The 22838-nt window shown below is 68.7% G+C and carries 23 protein-coding genes; 12 read left to right on the top strand and 11 right to left on the bottom strand.

Annotated elements, in window-relative coordinates:
• Positions 1-32: 32 nt before the first annotated feature.
• The 11 genes from VLK61_RS16815 to VLK61_RS16765 form a co-directional block, all read right to left on the bottom strand.
• Complete coding sequence (locus VLK61_RS16815; protein WP_325422764.1) at positions 33-674, bottom strand: hypothetical protein; 642 nt, start codon at positions 672-674, stop codon at positions 33-35.
• Positions 675-821: 147 nt separating this feature from the next.
• On the bottom strand, positions 822-2123 hold the full coding sequence (locus VLK61_RS16810) for an aspartate aminotransferase family protein (protein ID WP_325422763.1): 1302 nt from the start codon (positions 2121-2123) through the stop codon (positions 822-824).
• Between the two features lie 11 nt (positions 2124-2134).
• On the bottom strand, positions 2135-3208 hold the full coding sequence (locus tag VLK61_RS16805) for a phosphotransferase (RefSeq protein WP_325422762.1): 1074 nt from the start codon (positions 3206-3208) through the stop codon (positions 2135-2137).
• Positions 3205-4233, bottom strand: coding sequence for a histone deacetylase family protein (locus tag VLK61_RS16800; protein WP_325422761.1), 1029 nt, complete (start codon positions 4231-4233; stop codon positions 3205-3207). The genes VLK61_RS16805 and VLK61_RS16800 overlap by 4 nt, the downstream gene beginning before the upstream one ends.
• Positions 4230-4922 carry a GntR family transcriptional regulator gene (locus VLK61_RS16795; protein WP_325422760.1) on the bottom strand — a complete coding sequence of 231 codons (693 nt, stop codon included), beginning with the start codon at positions 4920-4922 and terminating at the stop codon, positions 4230-4232. Before VLK61_RS16795 ends, VLK61_RS16800 begins: the two co-directional genes overlap by 4 nt.
• Before the next feature lie 117 nt (positions 4923-5039).
• Positions 5040-6692, bottom strand: a complete 1653-nt coding sequence (locus VLK61_RS16790) for an ABC transporter ATP-binding protein (RefSeq protein ID WP_325422759.1) — start codon at positions 6690-6692, stop codon at positions 5040-5042.
• Complete coding sequence (locus VLK61_RS16785; protein WP_325422758.1) at positions 6689-7531, bottom strand: ABC transporter permease; 843 nt, start codon at positions 7529-7531, stop codon at positions 6689-6691. Before VLK61_RS16785 ends, VLK61_RS16790 begins: the two co-directional genes overlap by 4 nt.
• Positions 7528-8502 carry an ABC transporter permease gene (locus tag VLK61_RS16780; RefSeq protein WP_325422757.1) on the bottom strand — a complete coding sequence of 325 codons (975 nt, stop codon included), beginning with the start codon at positions 8500-8502 and terminating at the stop codon, positions 7528-7530. The genes VLK61_RS16785 and VLK61_RS16780 overlap by 4 nt, the downstream gene beginning before the upstream one ends.
• Before the next feature lie 67 nt (positions 8503-8569).
• Positions 8570-10135 carry an ABC transporter substrate-binding protein gene (locus tag VLK61_RS16775; protein ID WP_325422811.1) on the bottom strand — a complete coding sequence of 522 codons (1566 nt, stop codon included), beginning with the start codon at positions 10133-10135 and terminating at the stop codon, positions 8570-8572.
• 103 nt (positions 10136-10238) lie between these two features.
• Complete coding sequence (locus VLK61_RS16770) at positions 10239-11024, bottom strand: class II aldolase/adducin family protein (protein WP_414636823.1); 786 nt, start codon at positions 11022-11024, stop codon at positions 10239-10241.
• A 129-nt stretch (positions 11025-11153) separates the two neighbouring features.
• On the bottom strand, positions 11154-12098 hold the full coding sequence (locus VLK61_RS16765) for a LysR family transcriptional regulator (RefSeq protein ID WP_325422810.1): 945 nt from the start codon (positions 12096-12098) through the stop codon (positions 11154-11156).
• 83 nt (positions 12099-12181) lie between these two features.
• On the opposite strand from VLK61_RS16765, the gene VLK61_RS16760 reads away from it, so the two are divergent.
• The 12 genes from VLK61_RS16760 (at position 12182) to VLK61_RS16705 (ending at position 22754) form a co-directional block, all read left to right on the top strand.
• Entirely contained in the window at positions 12182-13168 is a 987-nt protein-coding gene (locus tag VLK61_RS16760; protein ID WP_325422755.1) for a 2Fe-2S iron-sulfur cluster-binding protein, read from the top strand.
• A 14-nt stretch (positions 13169-13182) separates the two neighbouring features.
• Complete coding sequence (gene gtdA, locus VLK61_RS16755) at positions 13183-14229, top strand: gentisate 1,2-dioxygenase (RefSeq protein ID WP_325422754.1); 1047 nt, start codon at positions 13183-13185, stop codon at positions 14227-14229.
• Between the two features lie 38 nt (positions 14230-14267).
• Positions 14268-14963: a fumarylacetoacetate hydrolase family protein gene (locus VLK61_RS16750; protein WP_325422753.1), complete on the top strand. Its 696-nt coding sequence runs from the start codon at positions 14268-14270 to the stop codon at positions 14961-14963.
• A gap of 36 nt (positions 14964-14999) precedes the next feature.
• The gene (locus tag VLK61_RS16745; protein ID WP_325422752.1) at positions 15000-16259 is read left to right on the top strand and encodes an aromatic ring-hydroxylating dioxygenase subunit alpha; all 1260 of its coding nucleotides are present in this window, start codon (positions 15000-15002) and stop codon (positions 16257-16259) included.
• 3 nt (positions 16260-16262) lie between these two features.
• Positions 16263-16745, top strand: a complete 483-nt coding sequence (locus VLK61_RS16740; protein WP_325422751.1) for an aromatic-ring-hydroxylating dioxygenase subunit beta — start codon at positions 16263-16265, stop codon at positions 16743-16745.
• A 7-nt stretch (positions 16746-16752) separates the two neighbouring features.
• Complete coding sequence (locus VLK61_RS16735) at positions 16753-17070, top strand: non-heme iron oxygenase ferredoxin subunit (protein ID WP_325422750.1); 318 nt, start codon at positions 16753-16755, stop codon at positions 17068-17070.
• A gap of 89 nt (positions 17071-17159) precedes the next feature.
• On the top strand, positions 17160-18338 hold the full coding sequence (locus VLK61_RS16730; RefSeq protein WP_325422749.1) for an ABC transporter substrate-binding protein: 1179 nt from the start codon (positions 17160-17162) through the stop codon (positions 18336-18338).
• Positions 18335-19255, top strand: a complete 921-nt coding sequence (locus VLK61_RS16725; RefSeq protein WP_325422748.1) for a branched-chain amino acid ABC transporter permease — start codon at positions 18335-18337, stop codon at positions 19253-19255. Before VLK61_RS16730 ends, VLK61_RS16725 begins: the two co-directional genes overlap by 4 nt.
• Positions 19256-19259: 4 nt before the next feature.
• Positions 19260-20264 (top strand): branched-chain amino acid ABC transporter permease, encoded by a 1005-nt coding sequence (locus VLK61_RS16720; protein ID WP_325422747.1) that lies wholly within the window; start codon positions 19260-19262, stop codon positions 20262-20264.
• Positions 20264-21013, top strand: a complete 750-nt coding sequence (locus VLK61_RS16715; RefSeq protein WP_325422746.1) for an ABC transporter ATP-binding protein — start codon at positions 20264-20266, stop codon at positions 21011-21013. Before VLK61_RS16720 ends, VLK61_RS16715 begins: the two co-directional genes overlap by 1 nt.
• Entirely contained in the window at positions 21010-21723 is a 714-nt protein-coding gene (locus tag VLK61_RS16710) for an ABC transporter ATP-binding protein (protein ID WP_325422745.1), read from the top strand. Before VLK61_RS16715 ends, VLK61_RS16710 begins: the two co-directional genes overlap by 4 nt.
• Positions 21724-21770: 47 nt before the next feature.
• Positions 21771-22754, top strand: coding sequence for a helix-turn-helix domain-containing protein (locus VLK61_RS16705; RefSeq protein WP_325422744.1), 984 nt, complete (start codon positions 21771-21773; stop codon positions 22752-22754).
• The last annotated feature ends 84 nt before the right edge of the window (positions 22755-22838 follow it).

Here is a 22838-nt window from a genome sequence, read left to right as displayed (position 1 = left end):
GGAAATCCTGCACCGCTCGGCGGTAGCGGCCCTCAGTTCGACTTCAAGCGATCTGCAAGCCGCTCAAGCCGCTGGGCCTCGGGCATCGCCATCACTTCGGCGTACTCGTCCTCCAGGATCGCGACGAGGGCCTCGGTGGCGGCCTTCTGCTTGGGGTCTGCCGAGTCCAGATGTCCATGGCAGTAGAGCAGCGCGTGAGCGCACTGGTGGCGATGTTCGCCGCGTGTGCCGCGCAGGTATTTGTAGAAGCCTTTGGTCTTTCTCTTCAGGTGGTCCAGCGTGAAAGCGCCGCCACCGACCACCGTCGACACCCCAACGGCGCCGATCGCACCACCCGCCACCGTGCCGGCCACCGGCACGACGGATCCCAGCGTGGCGCCGGTCGCGGCGCCGACCACGAAGCCGGCCACCTTCACGGCGCCCAGCACACCCTTGCGGTGCGACTTCGTCAGCTTCTTCGATCGGGCATAGCGGATGGCCTGCAGCGCGTCGTTCTCCGCGATGTCACTCTTCTTGTCGTAGTCCGTGGTGTCCTGGAAATACGCTTGCTGAATCTGTTTCAGCAGGTCCGACTTCAGGTACGCGGCGGCACTCGATGCGATGTCGCCAGAACCGGGCAAGACGGCGCCGCCGGCCCATCGGCCCAGCACACGTCCACGATAGGTATCTGTCACGCTGGGCGCTCCCTCTCGACGTTGAAACCTGCGAGCCCAAGCCCGGCAGACCGTCACGCGATGTTACCGACGCGTCCATCGAAAGAGGCCGCGGCATCGGTGGCCCGGCCGCCGCGCGTGTGCACGAATCCACGGGCCGGATTCGATTCAGCGGCCGCCGCTCGCCACCGCCGTCAGGGTTTCGTCCAGGGCCGCCACCAGCAGGTCGGCGTTGGTCGTGGAAAACACCAGCGGCGGCCGCAGCTTCAGCACGTTGGCCTGCGGCCCGGTGGCGCCGGCCAGCACGCCGCGGTCGCGCAGTCCGTTGACGATGCGGGTGGTTTCGGCGCTCGCCGGCGTGCGTGCCTCACGATCGCCGACGAACTCGACAGCGACGAACAGGCCGCTGCCGCGCACGTCGCCGATCAGCGCATGCCGGCGCGCGAGTGCCGAGAGCTGCTCCCGGAGATGCCGCCCGACGCGCTGCGCGTTGGCGACGAGGTCCTCGCGCTCGATGACATCCAGCACCGCCATGCCGGCGGCGACCGACACCGGGTTGCCGCCGAAGGTGTTGAAGTAGCGGCATTCGCGCGCGAAGGCCTCGAGCACCGGCGGCTGCACCGCCAGCCCGGCCAGCGGATGGCCGTTGCCCATGGGCTTGCCCAGCGTCACGATGTCGGGCACCAGGCCATGTCGCTGGAAGCCCCACAGCGCCTCGCCGGTGCGACCCAGCCCGGGCTGCACCTCGTCGGCGATGAACAGCCCGCCCGCGTCGCGCAGGGCCTGCACGGCCTCAGTCAAGAAGCCCGGCGGGTGCGTGAAGATGCCGTCGCTGGAGAACACCGTGTCGACCAGCAGCGCGGCCGGGCGCAGGCCATGCGCCTGCAGGTCGTCGATGGCGGCGCGCACGCCGTCGGCAAACACGGCGCCCAGGCGTTCGGGCGCGATGCGGTAGCTGTCGGGTGCCCGGACAGTGCGCACATGCGCGCCCAGCGTCACGTGGTGGCCCAGCGAGGGCGAGGCCTCGGCCAGGGCCGCAGTGACGCCGTGGTACGCGAACTCGGTGACGATCAGGCCGGTGGCCTGCGTGTGCGAGCGGGCGATGCGCAGCGCCAGGTCGTTGGCCTCGCTGCCGGTGCAGGTGAACATCGCGTGACCCAGCGCCGGCGGCATCGTTGCCAGCAGGCGTTCGGCGTAACTCAGAATGTCCTCGTGTAGATAGCGCGTATGGGTGTTCAGCTGCGCCGCCTGCCGGGCGATGGCCTGCACCACGTGCGGATGGCTGTGCCCTACCGAGGCCACGTTGTTGTAGGCATCGAGGTAGCGCGTGCCGTCGGCGGCGTGGAGCCAGACGCCCTCGCCGCGCACCAGGTGCACCGGCTCCTCGTAGAACAGGCGATAGGCCGGCCCGAGCACGCGCGCGCGGCGGGCCAACAGCTCGGTGGCCGAAGGGGTCGGGGAGGTCGTCATCGTCGGGTTCCTCAGGCCGTGGCGCAGGCCCGGCGCAGGACTGCGCGTGCCTCGTCAGCGCCAATGGCATCGCAGGCCTGCAGGCGGGCCCAGGACACTGCGTTGTTGCGCAGCAGGTAGGCGGCGTTGTCGGGCTGGCGCGCGGCGCGCCAGCCGCTGATGGCCACCACCATCACCAGGCGCGCGCGCACCAGGTCGAGCAGCAGGTCGAGCTCGGCCGGCTGCAGCGGCAGCAGCGCATGGTAGGCCGCCGCGAACTGCACGATGGCCGCCAGCGCATCGCCGTCTTCTTCGATCTGGTAGGACGCGGCCACCGCCAGGTCGTCGATCAGCGGGGCCTGCACCATGTCGCCGAAATCCAGGATGCCGGCGATGTGCTCGTGATCCTGCGCGTCGACCAGCAGGTTGTAGATGTTGAAGTCGTTGTGGATGGGCTGGCGGCGCAGGCCGCTCAGCAGCGGCTTGGCGCGCAGCACGAAGCCGTCGAGCGCGCGTTCGGCCAGTGCGCGGCGCGCCGGGTCATGCACGTGGGCCAGCAGGCCGTGCACGCGCTCGGCGCGCTGGATGTCCCAAGGCAGCTCCAACTCGCCGGCCGGATGCCGCAGGTTGGCCAACGCACGATCCAGCCGCGCCAGTGTGCGCGCCACGTTGGCGCGCTGCGCCGCAGAGCGGCGGGCCTGCGGCATCGGCAGGCCCGGCAGGTAGCTGAACAGGCGCACCACGCGCCGCGCGCCATCGGGCGCCTCAGCGTCGAAAGAGGGGCGTCCGTCCACGGTCGGCACGATGCGCTGCACCGGCAGCGCCGGGTCCCTGGCGGCGATGTGCAGCAATGCCTGCGTCTGGAAGTCGGCCACGCGCGGCGTCTCGAGCGGGTGCGACACTTTCAGCATGTACTGGCGCGGCGTGGCCTGCTTGGCGTCCGCTGCGTGCAGCAGGAAGTTCGCGTCGCGTTCGCCGCTCAGCGGCGTCAGCGGGCCGGCGAGGCCGTAGCGCTCGCGCAGCAGCGATGCGGCCCAGGCCATGGGCACCGGCGCCGCGGCAGCGCTCAGGACCGCGGCCTCAGGAAATGCATCGACAAGCTTCATGCGCCGCGCTCGAAGCCCTGCAGCGCACTGCTGAGGTTGGGCCCCAGGTCGTCCGACAGATAGCCCCCCTCCTGCACCAGCACCGTGGGCAAGGCCAGGCGGGCTATCTCTGCCGCGATGCGCGCAAATCCGGGCGTCGTGATCGCCAGTGCCTGGTAGGGGTCTTTCTCGTGAGCGTCCAGGCCCAGCGCCACCACCAGCGCGCCGGGCGCGAAGGCGCGCAGATCCGCGCAGGCCTCGCGCAGCACGCCCAGGTAGGCCTCGTCGCCGGTGCCGCGCGGCAGCGGCCGGTTGATGTTGTAGCCCAGGCCGTCGCCTTCGCCGCGCTCGTGCGCATGGCCGGTGAAGAACGGCGTGAAGACGCGCGGGTCGCCATGCAGCGAGATCGTCAGCACATCGCTGCGCCGCCAGAAGATGCCTTGCGTGCCGTTGCCGTGGTGTACGTCGATGTCCAGGATGGCCACGCGCGCATGGCGCCGGCGCAGGTGCTGCGCGGCGATGGCGGCGTTGTTCAGGTAGCAGAAGCCGTTGGCGCGGTCGGCATAGGCATGGTGGCCGGGCGGGCGGCACAGCGCATAGGCTGCGCGTTCGCCATCGCTCACCAGCTGCGCGGCATGTGTCGCGACATGGGCCGATTGGGTCGCGGCCCGCCAGGTGTGCCGGCCGATGGCACAGGCGTTGTCGCCCATGTGGAAGCCGGCCTGGCCGACCACGCTGTCCGGGTAGCTGCAGGGCTGGCCGGGGAAAGGGTGGATGTTGGGCATCACTTCGTCGGAGGCGTCACCGAGGTCCTGCCAGCGCTGCCAAGCCGTCTCGAGGAAGCGCAGGTACTGCGGTGTGTGGATCGCCGCGCGCGGTTCAGGCCCGTGGTCGGCCGGCGACACGATCTCGTGGCCCCCTGCGCGTGCCGCGGCCAGCAGCCGGAAGGCGCGTTCCGGCTGTTCGTTGCTGCGCTTCAAGCGCCCGCGCACGAGGAACTGCTGCGGGTCGTGGCCCTCGTGGTCGGGGCTGTAGACGATCTTCATGGCGTGGCGGCTCCGGCGGACATGAACAGCGCGCGCACATGCACGCGCGCTTCTTCCAGATGCAGACGCAGCGCCTGCGACGCGCCAGCCACGTCGCGCCGGACGATGGCCTCGGCGATCGGGCGGTGCGATTCGGCGACGAACTTCGGGTCGCGGCTGACCTCTTCGTTCAGCGCCAGCATCATGCGCACCTCGGTCTGCATGTTGGAGAACAGCCGCTGCAAATAGCTGTTACCTGAGATCTCGCAGACGCAGGAATGGAAGGCCAGGTCCAGCGCCACCCGCTCGGCGCGCGTCAGCCGGTCGGCCTGTCCCACCATCACATCGACGCGCGCCAGCAGGTGCCCGAGCTGGGCGTCGCTGGCATGCTCGCAGGCGAGCGACGCGGCCATCAGCTCGAGGTGGAGCCGTACCTGGAACAGGTCGTCGACTTCCTTGGCGCTGATGGTGCGCACCGCGAAGCCATGGCGCGGCTTCGACACCAATACGCCCTGGCGCTCCAGCCGCCGCGCTGCCTCACGCACAGGCGCGCGGCTGACCGACATGCGGCGGGCGATGTCGGCCTCGACGATGCGGCTGCCGGGCGGCAGCTGCCCGGCGACGATGGCGCGGATCAGCTGGGCTTCGACCTCGGCCACCAGGTCGGAGGCCTCGATGGTGGCGAAGGACGCGGTGCCGGGATCGTTCATGGGGTCAGGAGTCTGCAGCATGATGTCGAACTCAGGTCTTCGGACGGCCCGGCGCGCTCACTTTTGTACCTTCGTGCTGCGCACTTCGGTATTCGCCCTTGGGGTGGCCCGGCGCGCTCATGCGCCGGCCAGGGCGATGGCCGGCGGTGTGGCGGCCAGCCGCGGCACCGCGTCGATCAGCGTGCGCGTGTAGGCATGCTGCGGATTCGCCAGCACGCGCGTCGTCTCGCCGTATTCGACGATGCGCCCGCGCTGCATCACCGCGATGTGGTCGCACATCTCGCCGGCCACGCGCAGGTCGTGGGTGATGAACACCATCGCCAGCTGGAAGCGTTCGCGCACCTGGGCGAACAGCGCCAGCACCTGGGCCTGCACCGAGACGTCCAGTGCCGAGACCGGCTCGTCGGCCACCAGCAACTCGGGCTGCAGCGCCAGCGCGCGGGCGATGCCGATGCGCTGGCGCTGGCCGCCGGAGAACTCGTGCGGGAAGCGGTCCGCGGCTTCCGCGCCCAGGCCCACCAGCCCCAGCAGCTCGATCGCCGTGGCCATGGCTTTGGCCTTGGGCACCCCCTGGGCGATCGGCCCGGCCGCGATCGCCGGGCCGATGCGGTGGCGCGGGTTCAGCGAGGCATAGGGATCCTGGAACACCATCTGGATCTTGCCGTGCGCCTGGCTGCGGAAGCGATTGCCGGACAGCAGCGGGCGGCCCTGGAACAGGATGCGGCCGCTGTTGAACTCGTTGAGCCCGACGATGCAGCGGCCGACGGTGGACTTGCCCGAACCGGACTCGCCGACCAGGCCCAGCGTCTCGCCGCGCCGCAGTTCGAAGTTGACGTCGCTGGCCGCCTGCACCGTGCGGCCGCGCCGGAACAGCCCGCCGCCGGAGACGTAGGTCTTGCACAGGTCCTGCACCTGCAGCACGCGGTGCAAGTCTTCCGAGGGCAGCGCGCTGCGCATCCGGCCCTGCGGGATCGCGGCGATCAGCTGGCGCGTGTAGGCATGCTGCGGCCGGGCCAGCACCTGCTGCGCGGGACCCGATTCGACCACCGCGCCGGCCTGCATCACCACCACCTGGTCGGCGATCTCGGAGACGACGCCGAAGTCGTGCGTGATGAACAGCACGGCCGTGCCGCGGCGCTGCTGCAGCTCGCGCATCAGCTGCAGGATCTGCGCCTGCGTCGTGACGTCGAGCGCGGTGGTTGGCTCGTCGGCGATCAGCAAGCGCGGCTCGAGCGCCAGCGCGCAGGCGATCATCACGCGCTGGCGCTGCCCGCCGGACAGCCGGAACGGGTAGCTGTCGACCAGCAGCTCGGGCTCGGGCAGGCCCACGTCGGCCAGCGCCGCGACGATGCGGCGCCGCTTCTCCGCGGCGGGTAGCGTGACGTGGGCATCGAACACCTCGCCGATCTGCTCGCCGATGCGCATCAGCGGGTTCAGCGCCGTCATCGGCTCCTGGAACACCATGCCGATGCGGCGCCCGCGCAGTTCGCGCATCTGCTCTTCGTCCAGTTGCAGCAGGTCCCGCCCTTCGAACAGGATGCGGCCGGCCACCGGCGCGACCCGCGGCGGCAGCAGGCCCATCAGCGCATTGGCGATCATCGACTTGCCCGAGCCCGATTCGCCGACGACGCACAGTGTCTGGCCCGGCATCAGCACCAGCGAGGCTTGCGTGACGGCGAGCGGGCGGTCCGCGCCGGGCGGCAGCGCGATGCTCAGGCCTTGCACCTCCAGCACAGGCTGCGCTGCTGCGGGGCTCATCGGGGCGTTCATTGCTGCCTCCCGTCCAGCCGTGCATTGAGGCCGTCGTTGAGCCCTTCGCCGACCAGGTTCAGCGCCAGCACGGTGAGCACGATCGCGAGCCCCGGGAACACGGCCATCCACCAGGCCTGCAGCAGCACGGTGCGGGCCGAGCCGACCATGTAGCCCCAGCTCATCTGGTTGGGATCGCCGAGGCCCAGGAAGCTCAGGCTCGATTCGAGCAGGATCGCGGTGGCCACCATCAACGAGCCCATCACGACGATCGGCGAGGCGGCGTTCGGCAGGATCTGCGTCAGGATGATGCGCGGCGTCGACTGGCCGGCCAGCAGCGCGGCCTGCACGAACTCACGCTGGCGCAGCGTGAGGAACTCGCTGCGCACCAGGCGCGCCACCGGCGGCCAGGAGACGAGTGCGATGGCCGCGACGATGGACTGCGCGCTGGGCTGGAAGATCGCCACCAGCACGATGGCCAGCGCGAAGCTCGGCACTGCCTGGAACAGCTCGGTGAAGCGCATCAGCGCGGCATCCACCCAACCGCCGAAGTAACCGGCCACGGCGCCCAGCGTGACGCCGATCAGCAGCGATGCGATCGTCGAGACCAGGCCGATCAGCAGCGAGATGCGCGCGCCGTGGATCAGGCCCGAGAGGATGTCGCGGCCCAGCGTGTCGGTGCCCATCGGCAGGCCGGACTCCTGCAGCGGCGGCAGGAACGGTCGCTCCACCATGTTCCACGGGTCGTTGCTGGCGAGCCAGGGTCCGGCCAAGGCCACCAGCGTGGCCAGCAGCAGCACCAGCAGCCCGGCCACGGCACCCTTGTTGCGGCTGAAGCGCCGCCAGAACGAGCTCGTCATGTCAATTCGATCCGCGGGTCGACCAGCGTGTAGACGAGGTCGGTGATCAGGTTGAACAGCACCGCCAGCGTGGCTGTCACGAGGAAGGCGCCGAGCAGCAGGTTGTAGTCGCGCTGCAGCAGTGCATCGAACATCAGCCGTCCGATGCCGGGCCAGGCGAACACGGTCTCGGTGAGCACGGCGCCGCCGATCATGCCGCCGGCCTGGATGCCGGCCAGCGTGACCACCGGCAGCAGCGCATTGCGCAGCACGTGCGCACGCAGGATGCGGCCGGGCCGCACGCCCTTGGCGCGGGCGGTCTTGACGAAATCCATCTGCATCACTTCGAGCATCGTGGCCCGTGTCATGCGCGCGTAGACGGCCATGTAGAACAAGGCCAGCGTCAGCGCCGGCAGCACCAGGTGCCTGGCGATGTCCAGCACCAGCGCCGCGCCGCCGAGGCCGGCGCCCACCGTCGTGTAGCCGAAGCCGGGCAGCCACTGCAGCTGCACGGTGAACAGCAGCACCGCCATCAGCGCCAGCCAGTACAGCGGCGTGGCGTAGAAGACCAGCGAGACGATGCTGATCGCGCGGTCGACCCAGCTGCCGGCATGCCGCGCCGACAGCGCCCCCAGCGTGATGCCGAGCAGCAGCGACAGCACGAAAGCCGTGCCGGTGAGCAGTAGCGTCGCCGGCAGCCGGTCGGCGATCAGCGTGAGCACGGGCTGCTGCTGGCGGTAGGAGAAGCCCAGGTCCAGCTGAACCACCTTGCCGACATAGGTGGCCAGCTGCTGCGGCAAGGGCTTGTCCAGCCCGAACTGACTGCGCAGCTGGGCCACGAACTGCGCATCGGAGGCGCCCGCTTCGCCTGCCAGCACCGACACCGGGTCGCCCGGCGCCGCGCGGATCAGCAGGAAGTTGACGATCGCGATGACCAGCAAGGCGCCAATGCCCTGGGCCAGGCGTGCCAGCATGAATCGAGTGCGCTTCATCCCAGTTTCTCCACCGTGCTTCGCGCGACCGGGCGTTCCCAAGCGCCGAAGGCGCTTCGGGGGTGGTTCATGTCACTGAAGCCCTGCTCAGGCTGTCGTTCAGGCCGATGCCGGAGCTGATCAGGTTCTCCACCTTGCTGCGGTACAGCGTGGGGAAATTGATCTCGTGCAGCCAGGCCACCGGCACGTCGTCAAGCAGGATCTTCTGTACCTGCAGGTAGATCGCGGCGCGCTTGGCGGAATCGGGTTCGCGGGCGCCGGCATCGAAGAGCTCGTCGACCTTCGGGTTGCTGTAGCCCTCGACGTTGTTGAAGGGCGAGCCCTTGGCGATGTTGGTGCTGGTGTAGTTGCGCGCCACGCCCAGCGCCGGGTCGCCGTACTGGTAGACGTAGGTGAAGGCCAGGTCGTAGTCCCACTCGTTGAGGCGCTGGTTCCAGCCCGCGACATCGGTGGCCGTGGTCTCGACCTTGATGCCGGCCTGGGCCAGGTTCTGGCGCACCATCTCGGCCATGCGCGACCAGGTCTCGCCATAGGGCAGCGGCAGCAGGCGCAGCGTCTCGCCCTTGTAGCCGGCTTCGGCCAGCAAGGCCTTGGCCTTGTTGACGTCGCGCGGGTACTTGGCGACGTCGGTGCTGTGGAACTTGATGTGGCTGTTGAAGGGGCCGGTGGCCACCTTCGCGAAGCCCTGCCAGGCCACCTTGGCCATGGCCTCGCGGTCCAGCGCGAACATCACGGCCTGGCGGAACTTGACCTTGTCCATCGGCGCCTTGCGGTTGTTGATCCACAACCAGGAGTGCGGCGCGAAGAACTCCCAGCCCTTGGTCGTGACCTGTGCGCCGGGCAGCTTGGACAGGCGCAGCACGTCGAAGTACTCCACCGTGCCGCCGGGCATCACGTCGATCTTGCCGGCCTCGAAGGCCGCAGCGCGCGAGGCGGCGTCAGGGATGACGTGGAAGTACACGCTGTCGACCAGCGGCACGCCGGCTTCGTGGTACTTGTCGTTGGCCACCAGCTGGATGTAGGAGCCCTTGACCCATTCCTTGAACTTCAGCGGCCCGGTGCCGATGGGCGTGGCATTGGCGGGGTTGGTCAGGAAGTCGGTGCCATCGTAAATGTGCTTGGGCACCATCGGCATGGTGCCGGTCTCGAAGATGCCGAGGAAGGGCGCGAAGGGGAACTTGAGCTTGAACTCCACCGTCAGCGGGTCGAGCGCGCGGATGCTTTCCACCGCCGCCAGGTTGGCGCGAAAGCGCGCATGGGTCTTGCGCAGGAAGACATCGGCCGAGAACACCACGTCGGCCGACGTGAAGGGCTTGCCGTCGTGCCAGCTGACGTTGGGCTTGAGCTTGAAGGTGTAGAGCGTGCCGTCCTTGCTGACCGTCCACGCGGTGGCCAGCAGCGGCTGCGGCGTGAGCTTGTCGTCGTAGCGCAGCAGGCCTTCGTAGAGGTTGCCGGCCACCAGCTGTGTCGGGCCGTTCTGCACGATGCCCAGCATCAGGCCCGGCGGTTCGGGTTGCACCGCGACGTTGATCACGCCGCCCTTCTTGCCGGCGGCCAGCAGGTGCAGCGGCACCCCCGCGATGGACAGGCCGAAGCCGGCGGTGCCCAGTTGGATCATCTTGCGGCGCTTCATCATGAAGAGAACTCCTGGTGGGTCGGGACAACGGAAGGGGTGACAAGCTCAGTGGGGTCAGGCGCAATCAGTTGCGCGGTCAATCGCAGAGTCAGTCGCACACTCAGTCGCGGTACGACGCCGTAGCCGGCGGCTCCAGCCGCTGCAGCAAGGCGCGCCATTCGCGTGCACTCGGGTCCGGGTTGCCGGGCAGCCGGCTGCTGTCGCCGGTTTCGTACTGGTGCGCGGTGCGTTCGCAAACCTCGTCGGACACGGGACATACCGGCTGACCGCTGGCCTGGATGGCCAGTTGCACGCGGCAGGCCCGCTCGAGGTTGTGCATCAGGATGAAGGCCTCGGCGACAGTGCGCCCCAGCGTCAGCAGCCCGTGGTTGCGCAGGATCAGCGCGCGCAGGCGAGGCCCCAGGTCGGCGATCAGGCGGGCGCGTTCTTCGTGATCCAGCGCGATGCCTTCGAAGTCGTGGTACGCCACGCGCTGGTGGAACTGCAGCGCCCACTGGTTGCACGGCTGCAGCCCGCAGGCCAGCGACGACACCGCGACGCCGGCGACCGTGTGGGTGTGCAGCACGCAATGGGCGTCATGGCGCGCCGCATGCACCGCGCTGTGGATCGTGAAGCCGGCCGGGTTCACGTCGTGCGGGGTGTCCTGCAGGATGCGCCCCTGCAGATCGATCTTGACCAGCGAGGAGGCCGTGATGTCCTTGAACAGCATGCCGAAGGGGTTGATCAGGAACTGGTCCTCGGTGCCGGGCACACGCGCCGAGATGTGGGTGTAGATGCTGTCGTCCATGCCGTGCAGGGCGACCAGCCGGTACGCGGCGGCCAGGTCTTCGCGCACCTGGCGTTCGGCGTCTGGTACGGCGGACGAGCTTCGGGGGCTTGCCTGCATCTGCATGGTTCTTCTTTCCTCAATGTGGTGCGTCGGCAGTCAACTGTCGACAGATAAGCAAGTAGCGGGCCGGATGATATGCCGACTTCTGACGGTCGTAAAGACGGCCGTAGAGACGAACCAGAGGACTCAGTCCGTCGTCGGCGGGACGACGGGGTTGTCCGCCGGGCCCCCGTCCGCGAACATGTCGAAGACCAGGCTGCGCAACCACTGGTTGGCCGGCGCCTTGTGGAACTTGGCGTGCCAGAACACGTTGATCGCGACCTCGGGCAGCTTGGCCGGATGCGTCACGCAGCTCAGGCCGAAGGGCTCGACGAGCCGCTGTGCCAGGCGCTCCGGCACCGTGGCCACCAGATCGGTGGACTGCAGGATGTGCCCGACGCTCACGAAGTGCGGCACGGTCAGCCGCACCTTGCGCTCGATGCCGCTGCGCTTGAGCACCTCGTCGACCTTGCCGTGGCCGGTGCCCGAGGACACGACCACCAGGTGCTCGGCGGCCGAGAAGTCCGCCAGCGACATCGTCTTCTTGCCCAGCCGGTGGCCCTGGCGGAACAGGCACACATAGCGCTGGCGGAACAGGCGGCGCTGGAAGAAGCCGCCCTTCAGCTGCGGCAGCAGGCCGATCGCCAGGTCGACCTTGCCGGCCTCCATCTCGTCCTTCAGGTTGACCGCGGTGTTGCGCACCGTACTCAGCGAGACGCCGGGCGCGGCCTGCCGCAGCCTGTCCATCAGCGCGGGCAGGAAGTAGATCTCGCCGATGTCGGTCATGCCGACGGTGAACGAGCGCGTGCTGTCGCCCGGGGTGAAGGTGTTGCGCTGGTTCAGCGCGCTGTGGATCATGCCCAGCGCATAGGTCACCGGCTCGGCCAGCTGGTCGGCGAAGGGTGTGGGCACCATGCCGGCCGGCGTGCGCAGGAACAACTCGTCGCCCAGCAGCTTGCGCAGCCGCGCCAGCGCGTTGCTCACCGCCGGTTGCGTCAGGCCCAGGTTGTCGGCCACCTTGGAGACGCGGCGTTCGACGAGCAGCTGGTTGAACAGCACCAGCAGGTTGAGATCGATCTGCTCCAACTCCATCGCGTTCGACATTCAGATCGGTGATGTGCCGTATTCAGCGCATTCTATTGGCTGATCGGATCGGGACGACCATGATGCCGGCCATGGAAGTGCTCATTCGTCCCTTGCAACGCGTGCTGAACGTGCAGCCCGGCGCCAACCTGTTGGAGGTGCTGCGCGCGCACCAGGTGCCGATGTCGTACAGCTGCATGGCGGGGCGCTGCGGCACTTGCCGCTGCAAGGTGGTCGACGGCGAGGTGCTCGACGGCGGCAAGGAACAGCAGCGGCCGCTCGACGGCGAAGCGCAGTTCGTGCTGGCCTGCCAGACCTTCCTGACCGAACCCTGCACGATCGAGATCCCGGAGCCCGACGAGATCGTCGTGCACCCGGCGCGCATCCTCAAGGCCACCGTGACGGCCATCGAGCACATGACGCACGACATCCAGCGGCTGCGGCTCAAACCGGCCAAGCCGCTGGAATACTCGCCCGGCCAGTACGCGCAGCTGCAGTTCACGCCGGAGCATGTGCGGCCCTATTCGATGGCCGGCCTGTGCAGCGATGGCGAGCTGGAGTTCCACGTGCGGCGCGTGCCCGACGGCCGCGTGAGCGGCTACATCGCCAGCACGCTGAAGGCCGGCGATGCGGTGCGCATCAGCGGCCCGCTGGGCTCGGCCTACCTGCGGCAGAAGCACGAAGGGCCGATGCTGTGCGTGGCCGGCGGCACCGGGCTGGCGCCGATCCTGGCGATCATCCGCGGCGCGATTGCGCGCGGCATGGCCAATCCCATCCACCTGTACTTCGGCGTGCGTTCGCCGCGCGATGTCTACGGCCTGGCCTGGCTGCAGGCGCTGCAGCGGGAGCATCCGGCGCTGCACCTGCATGTCGTCGTCACGTCCGGCGCCGACGGCAGCGGGCACCGCCGCGGCCTGGTCACCGATGCGATCGCGCAGGACCTGCCGGATCTCGATGGCTGGCGCGCCTACCTGTGCGGCTCACCGCCGATGGTGGAGGCTGCGACCCTGCTGGCCAGGCGAAAGGGCATCGCCGCCGAGCGCATCTACGCCGACGCCTTCTACACGCAAGGCATCTGAGGAAACACAAGACCATGCACATCGCAGCACGATCCCCCGAAGCCCTGCGCGAACGCAGCGCCTACTACGAGCGCATCGCCCACCACCACATGACGCCGCTGTGGGAGGTGCTGGGCGCGCTGGTGCCGCCGCAGCCGCGGCCGCCGGTGGTGCCCGCGCTCTGGCGCTACGCCGAACTGCGCGAGCACGTGATGGAGGCCGGCCGCCTGATCAGCGCCGAAGAGGCCGAGCGCCGCGTGCTGATCCTCGAGAACCCCGGCCTGCGCGGGCAGTCGTGCATCACGCAGTCGCTCTACGCCGGACTGCAGCTGATCCTGCCCGGCGAAGTGGCGCCCGCGCACCGGCACACGCAGTCGGCGCTGCGCCTGGTGCTCGACGGCGAAGGCGCCTACACGGCGGTCGACGGCGAGCGCACGACGATGCGCCGCGGCGACTTCATCATCACGCCGGCCTGGACCTGGCACGACCACGGCAACCCGGGCGATCAGCCTGTCGTGTGGCTGGATGGCCTGGACATTCCGCTGCTGCGCTTCCTCGATGCCGGCTTTGCCGAGAAGAGCGAGCAGCAGTCCCAGCAGCCGCTGCGGCCCGAAGGCGATGCGCTGGCGCGCTACGGCTCGAACATGCTGCCGGTGGATTTCCGCCAGGCACCGTCGGAGCCGACGCGCGTCTTCGTCTACCCGTACCAGCGCACACGCGAGGCGCTGCTGGGCATCGCGCACGACACACCGGACGCTCACTTCGGCTTCAAGCTGCGCTACGTCAATCCGGCCACCGGCGCATCGCCGATGCCGACGATCGGCGCGTTCTCGCAATGGCTGCCGGCCGGCTTCGAGACGCAGCCCTACCGCAGCACGGACGGCAGCGTCTACGTCTGCCTGGAAGGCGAGGGCGAGGTTCTGGTCGGCGATCAGACCTGGCGCTTCGCCGAAAACGATGTCTTCGTCGTGCCCTCGTGGCAGACGCTGCGCCTGCGCGCGGGCCGTTCCACGCTGCTGTTCAGCTATTCCGACCGGCCGGTGCAGCAAGTGCTCGGCCTGTGGCGCGAACAGCGCCTGTGAATCGCTTCCTCCTTCAACTCCCTCACACCCTGGCCACCATGGACTACGCTGTTCCCGCCCCTGTTTTGCCAACGCTCACCGTCGCCGGGCGCGGCGAGCGCTTCCCCGTCAACCGCGTGTTCTGCGTCGGCCGCAACTACGCGGCCCATGCGCGCGAGATGGGCAAGGACCCGGATCGCGAAGCACCGTTCTTCTTCATGAAGCCGGCCAATGCGGTGGTCGACGCGGCACGCCCCGCCAGCGTGCCTTATCCGCCGAAGACCGCCAACTACCACCACGAGATCGAGCTCGTCGTCGCGATCGGCCAGGGCGGCCGGGACATCGCGGTGGCCGACGCGCTGAAGCATGTCTACGGCTACGCCGTCGGACTGGACATGACGCGGCGCGACCTGCAGCTGGAAGCGCGTGACAAGGGCCGGCCCTGGGAGTTCGGCAAGTCCTTCGCACTGTCGGCGCCGATCGGCGTGCTGCACCGGGCGCAGGATGTCGGCCACCCGAGCGCCGCATCGATAGCGCTTATGGTGAACGGCCAGCCGCGGCAATCGTCCGACATCGACAAGCTGATCTGGTCGGTGTCGGAGTGCATCGCCTACCTGTCGGTGTATGAAGCGCTCGAGCCCGGTGACCTGATCATGACCGGCACGCCCGAAGGCGTGAACGCCGTCGTGCGCGGCGACGTGATGCAGGGCGCGATCGCCGGCCTGGGCGAGATCCAGGTCAGCGTGAGCGCCTGATTCTTCGCCTGATCCCCCCGGTACGAGGAGACAAACATGACCCCCGCATCCACCGTGTTCCCGCGCGAACCGCACTGGGAAGGCGACGGCACGCACCGCATCCCCTTCCTGGCCTACACCGACCCGCAGCTGTACCAGCGCGAGCTGGAGCGCTTCTTCTACAAGGGCCACTGGTGTTATGTCGGGCTGGAGGCCGAGGTCCCGAACCCGGGCGACTTCAAGCGCACGGTGATCGGCGAGCGCTCGGTGATCCTGGTGCGGGATGCCGACGGCGCCGTGAATGTCGTCGAGAACGTCTGCGCGCACCGCGGCATGCGCTTCTGCCGCGAGCGGCACGGCAACCGCAAGGAATTCGTCTGCCCGTACCACCAGTGGAGCTACACGCTGAAAGGCGATCTGCAGGGCGTGCCATTCCGGCGCGGCGTCAAGCAGGACGGCAAGGCCGTGGGTGGCATGCCGGCGGATTTCAAGACCAGCGAGCACGGGCTGACCAAGCTGAAGGTCGCCACGCGCGGCGGCGTGGTGTTCGCGTCCTTCGACCCCGAGGTCGAGCCCTTCGAGGAGTTCATGGGCCCGACGATCCTCGGCTACTTCGACCGCCTGTTCAACGGCCGCCCGCTGAAGATCCTGGGCTACAACCGCCAGCGCATTCCCGGCAACTGGAAGCTGATGCAGGAGAACATCAAGGACCCGTACCACCCGGGCCTGCTGCACACCTGGTTTGTCACCTTCGGCCTCTGGCGCGCCGACAACAAGTCGGCCTTGCGCATGGACGAGAAGCATCGCCACGCAGCGATGATCTCCACCCGCGGCGCGGCCGGCAATGCCGAGCAGGTGACGCAGGTGGCCAGCTTCAAGGCCAACATGCAGCTCAACGATCCGAGCTTCCTGGACATCGTGCCCGAGCCCTGGTGGGGCGGTCCGACGGCGGTGATGACGACGATCTTTCCGAGCGTGATCCTGCAGCAGCAGGTCAACAGCGTCTCGACGCGTCACATCCAGCCGAATGGCCATGGCACTTTCGACTTCGTCTGGACGCACTTCGGCTTCGAGGATGACAGCGACGAGATGACGCGCCGCCGCCTGCGCCAGGCCAATCTGTTCGGTCCGGCCGGCTTCGTCTCGGCGGACGACGGCGAGGTGATCGAGTTCTCGCAGCAGGCTTTTGAGAGCAAGCCCTTCCACCGCACGCTGGCCGAGCTGGGTGGGCACGAGGTGGGCGACACCGAGCACATGGTCACCGAGACGCTGATCCGCGGCATGTACCGCTACTGGCGCGACGTGATGGAGGCCTGAGCGATGAGCACTGCCATCACCTTCGACGACTACCTGGCGCTGACCCAGCTCTATGCCGACTATGCAATTGCGGTCGACTCGGGCCAGTGGGACCTGTGGCCCGAGTTCTTCGTCGACGACTGCGTCTACCGGCTGCAGCCGCGTGAGAACTTCGAGCGCGGCTTCCCGCTCGCGACACTGTCCTTCGAGAGCAAGGGCATGCTGAAAGACCGCGTCTACGGCATCCAGGAGACGCTGTTCCACGACCCGTACTACCAGCGCCACGTGGTCGGCAGCCCGGTGCTGCGCAAGGCCGACGGCGAGCGCTTCGAGTGCGAGGCCAACTACGCGGTGTTCCGCACCAAGCTGTCGGACGCGTCCACCGTGTTCAACGTCGGCCGCTACATCGACGTGGTCGTGCGCACGCCGGCGGGCCTGAAGTTCAAGTCGCGCCAGTGCATCTACGACAGCGAAATGATCCCCAACTCCATCATCTACCCGATCTGAGGCCGACATGAGCGATACGAACTGGATCGACGCCCTCGCGGCCGATGAGCTGCCCACCGACGACGTGATCGGCGTGGAGGTGAACGGGCGCGACATCGCGCTCTACACCGTCGGCGATGCCGTCTATGCCACCGACAACATCTGCACCCATGGCCAGGCGCGCCTGTGCGACGGCTTTCTCGATGGCCACGAGATCGAGTGTCCCCTGCACCAGGGCAAGTTCGACGTGCGCGATGGCCGGCCGATGTGCGAGCCCGTCACCGAAGGCCTGCGCAGCTACCCGGTGAAGGTCGAGGGGCGGCGCGTGTTCGTGCGCGTCGACTGACAACCTTCCGATTCCTAGTCCTCAAGCGACGCGGCCGCCGGCACCTGCCGGCGCCGACGGCCGCGCTCACCCTGAAACTGGAGACAAACATGCATTCACGATTCCTTCGCCTGGCTGTCGCGGCTGGCGCATCGCTGGGCGGCCTGGCCGCATCGCAGGCCGCCACCATCGGCCTCATGGCGCCGCTGTCCGGCCCGCAGGCCCTGGTCGGCCAGGACCAGGTCGACGGCTTCATGCTCGCGCTGGAGCAACTCGGCGGCAAGCTCGGCGGCCAGCCGGCCAGCGTGCTGAAGGAGGACGACCAGCTCAAGCCCGAGATCGGCCAGCAGATCGTGCGCAAGTTCATCGACAAGGACAAGGTCGACGCGATCGTCGGCCTGAGCTTCTCGAACGTGCTGATGGGCAGCCTGCCGCGCCTGGCCGAATCGGGCACCGTGGCCATCGCCACCAACGCCGGGCCGTCGCCGCTGGCCGGCGCATCGTGCAAGCCCAACGTGTTCTCGGTGGCCTGGCAGAACGACGGCGCGGCCGAGGCGATGGGCAAGTTCGCGCAGGACCGCGGCGTCAAGCGCGTGGTGCTGATGGCGCCGAACTACCAGGCCGGCAAGGACATGCTGGCCGGCTTCAAGCGCTTCTACAAGGGCGAGGTGGTCGACGAGGCCTACACCCAGGTCAACCAGCCCGACTACGCCGCCGAACTGGCGCAGCTGCAGTCGGCCAAGGCCGACGCCGCCTTCGTGTTCTACCCCGGCGGCATGGGTGTCAACTTCGTCAAGCAGATGAGCCAGGCCGGCCTGCTGCCCAAGCTGCCGCTGTATTCGGTGTTCACGGTGGACGGCACGACGCTGCCCTCGTTGCGCGATGCGGCGGCCGGCACGATCAGCGGCGCGATGTGGGATGCGGCGCTCGACACGCCCGAGAACAAGAAGTTCGTCGCGGCCTTCGAGGCGAAGTACAAGCGCACGCCGAGTGAATACGCGGCCACCGCATTCGACGCCGCCAACCTGCTGGACACGGCGCTTCGCAAGCTGGGTGGCGCGGCCGGCGATGCCAAGGCGCTGGCCGCCGCAGTGAAGGCCGCAGGCAGCGAGTTCAAGTCGGTGCGCGGGCCGTTCCGCTTCAACAACAACAACCTGCCGGTGCAGAACTACTACGCCTTCCAGGCGGTGAAAGAGGGCGGCAAGGTGGTGATGAAGCCACTGGGCACGCCGCTGAAGGAGCACGCCGACGCCTACCACGCGCAGTGCGCACTGAAGAGCCTGCCATGAGCTTCACCCTGCTGTTCGCGCAGCTGCTCAATGGCTTGCAGTACGGCGTGCTGCTGTTCCTGCTGGCCGCCGGGCTGACGCTGGTGTTCGGCATCATGAGCTTCGTGAACCTGGCGCATGGCTCGCTCTACATGATGGGCGCGTATGCGGCGGCCGTCGCTTATGGCGCGACCGAGTCCTTCACGCTGGCCGTGCTGGCCGGCGCCGGCGCGGCGCTGGTGCTGGGTTTGGTGCTCGAACTCGTGGTGGTGTCGCGCTTGTACCGGCGAGACCACCTCGACCATGTGCTGGCCACCTTCGGCCTGGTGCTGTTCTTCAACGAACTGGTGCGTTGGGTCTGGGGGCCGCAGCCCTACTTCGTGCCAGTGCCCGAGGCGCTGTCCGGCACGATCGACCTGCTCGGCTTCTCCTACCCGTCCTACCGCTTTGCAATCATCGCTGCAGGGCTGCTGGTGGCCGTCGGCTCCTACCTGCTGATCCACAAGACACGCATTGGCATGCTGATCCGCGCCGGCGCGCAGAACCCGCAGATGGTGGCGGCACTCGGCGTCAACATCCGGCTGCTCAATGCGCTGCTGTTCGGCGTCGGCGCGATGCTCGCCGGCCTGGCCGGCGCAATGGCCGGGCCGATCCTGTCGGTGCAGTCCGGCATGGGCGAGCCGGTGCTGATCACCACGCTGGTGGTCATCGTGATCGGTGGCATCGGCTCAGTCAGCGGCGCCTTCTACGCGGCGCTGATCGTGGGCCTGGTCGACACGCTGGGCCGGGCCTTCCTGCCGGCACTGCTGCGCCAGGTGGCTGAACGGTCGGTGGCTGATGCGGCCGGGCCAGCGCTGGCCTCGATGAGCGTGTACCTGTTGATGGCGGTGGTGCTGGCGTGCCGGCCCCAAGGCCTGTTTCCGGCCCAGCGAGGGTGACACCATGACTTCAACGCTCTTGCGGCCGAGCACGGCCGTGCCCCTGGCGCTGCTGGTCGCGCTGGCTGCGCTGCCCTTCGTCGCCATGGCGATCGGCCAGCCGTTCTGGATCGCGTTCTTCGCGCGCATCGTGATCTACGCGATCGCGGCCAGCGCGCTCAACCTCGCGCTGGGTTATGGCGGCCTGGTGAGCTTCGGCCATGCGCTGTTCCTCGGGCTCGGCGCGTATGCGGTGGCGCTGCCCTCGTTCCACGAGGTGGGCAGCGGCTGGGTGCACCTTGCGCTGTGCCTGGTGATGAGCGGTGTCGCGGCCTTGCTCACCGGCGCGATCAGCCTGCGAACGTCGGGCATTGCCTTCATCATGATCACGCTGGCCTTCGCGCAGATGGGCTACTTCCTGTTCGTCAGCCTGAAGAACTTCGGCGGCGACGACGGTTTGCCGATCACGCAGACCAGCCGTTTCGGCCCGCTGAACCTCGGCTCGCCGCTCGCGGTGTACAGCGTGTCCTTCATCGTGCTGGTGCTCGCCACTTGGTGGCTGGCGCGGCTGCGCGTGGCGCCATTCGGCATGGCGCTGCGCGGTGCGCGGCAGAACGCCCGCCGCGTCGATGCGATCGGCCTGCAGGCGCTGCGCTACCAACTCGTCGGCTATGTGCTGTCGGGCATGCTGTGCGGCGTGGCCGGGCTGCTGCTGGCCAACCTCAACGCCTTTGCCTCGCCGAGCACGCTGGCCTGGACCGTCTCCGGCGAGCTGATCGTGATGGTGGTGCTGGGCGGCATGGGCACAGTATGGGGGCCGATGCTCGGTGCGCTGGTCTTCCTCGGTCTCGAAGAAGTGTTGAAGGGCCTCACCGAGCACTGGATGGCGGTGTTCGGGCCGCTGATCGTGCTGATGGCGCTGACCGGCAAGCAGGGCATCGCCGGTGTGCTGCAGCGGCTGGACCGCGTGCGGCCTGCTGCGGGCACGACGGCTGTGACGCCTGCTGCCGTTGCGAAAGGCGGCGCGTGATGGCCGCTGCACTGCAAACCACCGGGCTGGTCAAGCGCTACGGCGCGCTGCTGGTCACCGACCAGGTGTCGCTGGACATCGCGCCGGGCGAGCTGCATGCGGTGATCGGCCCCAACGGCGCCGGCAAGACCACGCTGATCAACCAGCTGAGCGGTGAGCTGGCCTGCGACGAAGGCGCCATCCGCTTCGCCGACGAGGATGTCACCGCCTGGCCGGTGCACCAGCGTGCGCGGCGCGGCTTGTTGCGCTCCTACCAGATCACTTCGATCTTCGAGGACTTCACGGTGCTCGAGAACGCCACGCTGGCGGCGCTGGGCGCGCGCGAACATGCCTGGGGCTTCTGGCGGCCGATGTCGGCGAACGCACGCGCCCACAGTGCCGCGCAGGAGGCACTGGCCGCGGCAGGCCTGGCCCTGCGCGCGCAGGTGCAGGCGGGCGAGTTGGCCTATGGTGAACGGCGCCAGCTCGAACTGGCGATGGCACTGGCGGCGCAGCCGAAGTTCCTGTTGCTCGACGAGCCGATGGCCGGCATGAGTGTGCAGGAGTCGGCCGCCGTGATCGCGCTGCTGCGCGGGCTGAAAGGCCGCTACACCCTCCTGCTGGTCGAGCACGACATGGACGCGGTGTTCGCATTGGCCGACCGCATCAGCGTGCTGGTCTACGGCCGCGTGATGTTCAGCGGCACGCCGGACGAGATCCGCAACCATCCCGAAGTGCGCGCGGTCTACCTGGGCGAGGATGAGCGATGAGTGCATTCCTTTCAGTGCAGCAACTGCAGGCCGGTTACGGCCGCGCGCAGGTGCTGTTCGATGTGTCCTTCGACGTTGCAGCGGGGCAGGTGGTAACGCTGCTGGGCCGCAACGGCATGGGGCGATCGACGACCGTGAAATGCCTGTTCGGCATGCTGGCGGCCAGCGCCGGGCACATCGTCGTCGGCGGCCTGCAGGTGCGTGGCGAGCCCTCTCACCGCATCGCGCGGCGCGGCCTGGCGCTGGTGCCAGAGGGTCGTCAGATCTTCACGCAGCTGACGGTCGAAGAGAACCTGGTCGCCACCGCGCGCGCCGCGCAGCAGGGCGGCACGCGGCCGTGGACGCTGGAGCGGATCTACGGCTTCTTCCCGCGCCTGAAGGAGCGGCGCGGCAACCTGGGCTGGCAGCTGTCGGGCGGTGAGCAGCAGATGCTGGCGATCGGCCGCGCGCTGATGACGAACCCGCGGCTGCTGGTGCTGGACGAAGCGACCGAAGGCCTGGCGCCGGTGATCCGCCAGGAGATCTGGCACACGCTGGGCGAGCTCAAGCGTGAAGGCCTGGCGCAGATCGTGATCGACAAGAACGTCGGCCAGTTGCTGCAGCTGGCCGACCGGCACTACGTGATCGAGAAGGGCCGCATCGTCTGGCAGGGCGGCTCGGACGCGCTGCGCGCGCAGCCGGACATCGTGCACCAGTACCTCGGGGTCTAAATCGCATGTGGCGCGGCCCCGCTCCTGGCCCCACGGGACTCGCGGGCATGGCCGCGGTCACCGGCGGGGGCCTGCCCGCGGCCGCCGTGCGGCAATGGTCGACCGACGCGGTGGATGCCGGGCGCCGGCTGGATTACTGGGTCGGGGCCATCTGCGAGGCTTTTCTGGAGATGGACTGCAGCTCGCGCCAGCCCACGGCCTTCGAAGGCCGGCTGACCAGCGTGCGTTGCGCGGATCTGATCTTCAACCAGGTGCTGGCCGAGACGCAGGATGTTTACCGCACCGCCGCCGGCATCGCGCGCGGCGAGCAGCACCCCTTCTACCTGATCGTGCAGCGCGACGGCGTGTGGCAGTTGCGCCAGCACGGGCATGTGCAGCAGCTGCGCCCGGGCGACGTGGCGCTGGTGGATTCAGCGCAGCGCTACGAACTGCATTTCCCCGAGTCGTTTGCCGTGATGTCGATCCAGCTGCCCCGGCATTGGCTGGGCCAGTGGCTGACGAACGTGGACAGCGCGCTGCCCCGGGTGGCACTGCGCGACCGGGGCTGGGGCCGGACCCTGTCGGCGCTGTGCCTGCAACTGGCCGACGAACCGGCGCTGGCTCACCAGTACCCGCAGCCGCTGTTGTCCGGGCACCTGGGTGCGCTGCTGGCGGCGGCGTTCGAGCCCGCCGCCGGTGCCGCGGCACCGGCGGCATCGGAGCGCGGCCTGGCCACGCGTGCGCGGCAGCTGATGGCCGAGCGGCTGGGCCAGCATGGACTGGTCGCCGAATCGGTGGCCGGGGCCTTGGGCGTGTCGGTGCGCACCTTGCACCGCGGCTTTGCGGCCGAGCAGGCCACCTTCGCCGGCAGCCTGCGTGCGATGCGCCTGGCCCAGGCGCGGCAGATGCTGCAGCAGCCGCGGCTGGCAAGGCTGGCTGTGGGCGAAATCGCGCACCGCTGCGGCTTCGGCGACGCCTCGCATTTCGTGCGCGAGTTCCACCAGGCTTTCGGCACCACGCCGGCACGCTGGCGCCGCAGCGGTCCGGCCTGACGCATTCGCGCCATCGCGCTGGCACGCCGGCGCCAGCGCGACCTCCTGCCGCCTTCTACGCTGAGGGCTCAACAACAGGAGACA

Origin of the sequence: Aquabacterium sp., from assembly GCF_035476535.1 — a bacterium.
In the GTDB taxonomy this organism is placed as follows: Bacteria; Pseudomonadota; Gammaproteobacteria; order Burkholderiales; family Burkholderiaceae_C; genus Pseudaquabacterium.
The sequence above is the reverse complement of the archived record's forward strand: the minus strand, read 5'-3'. Positions and strand labels throughout refer to the sequence as shown.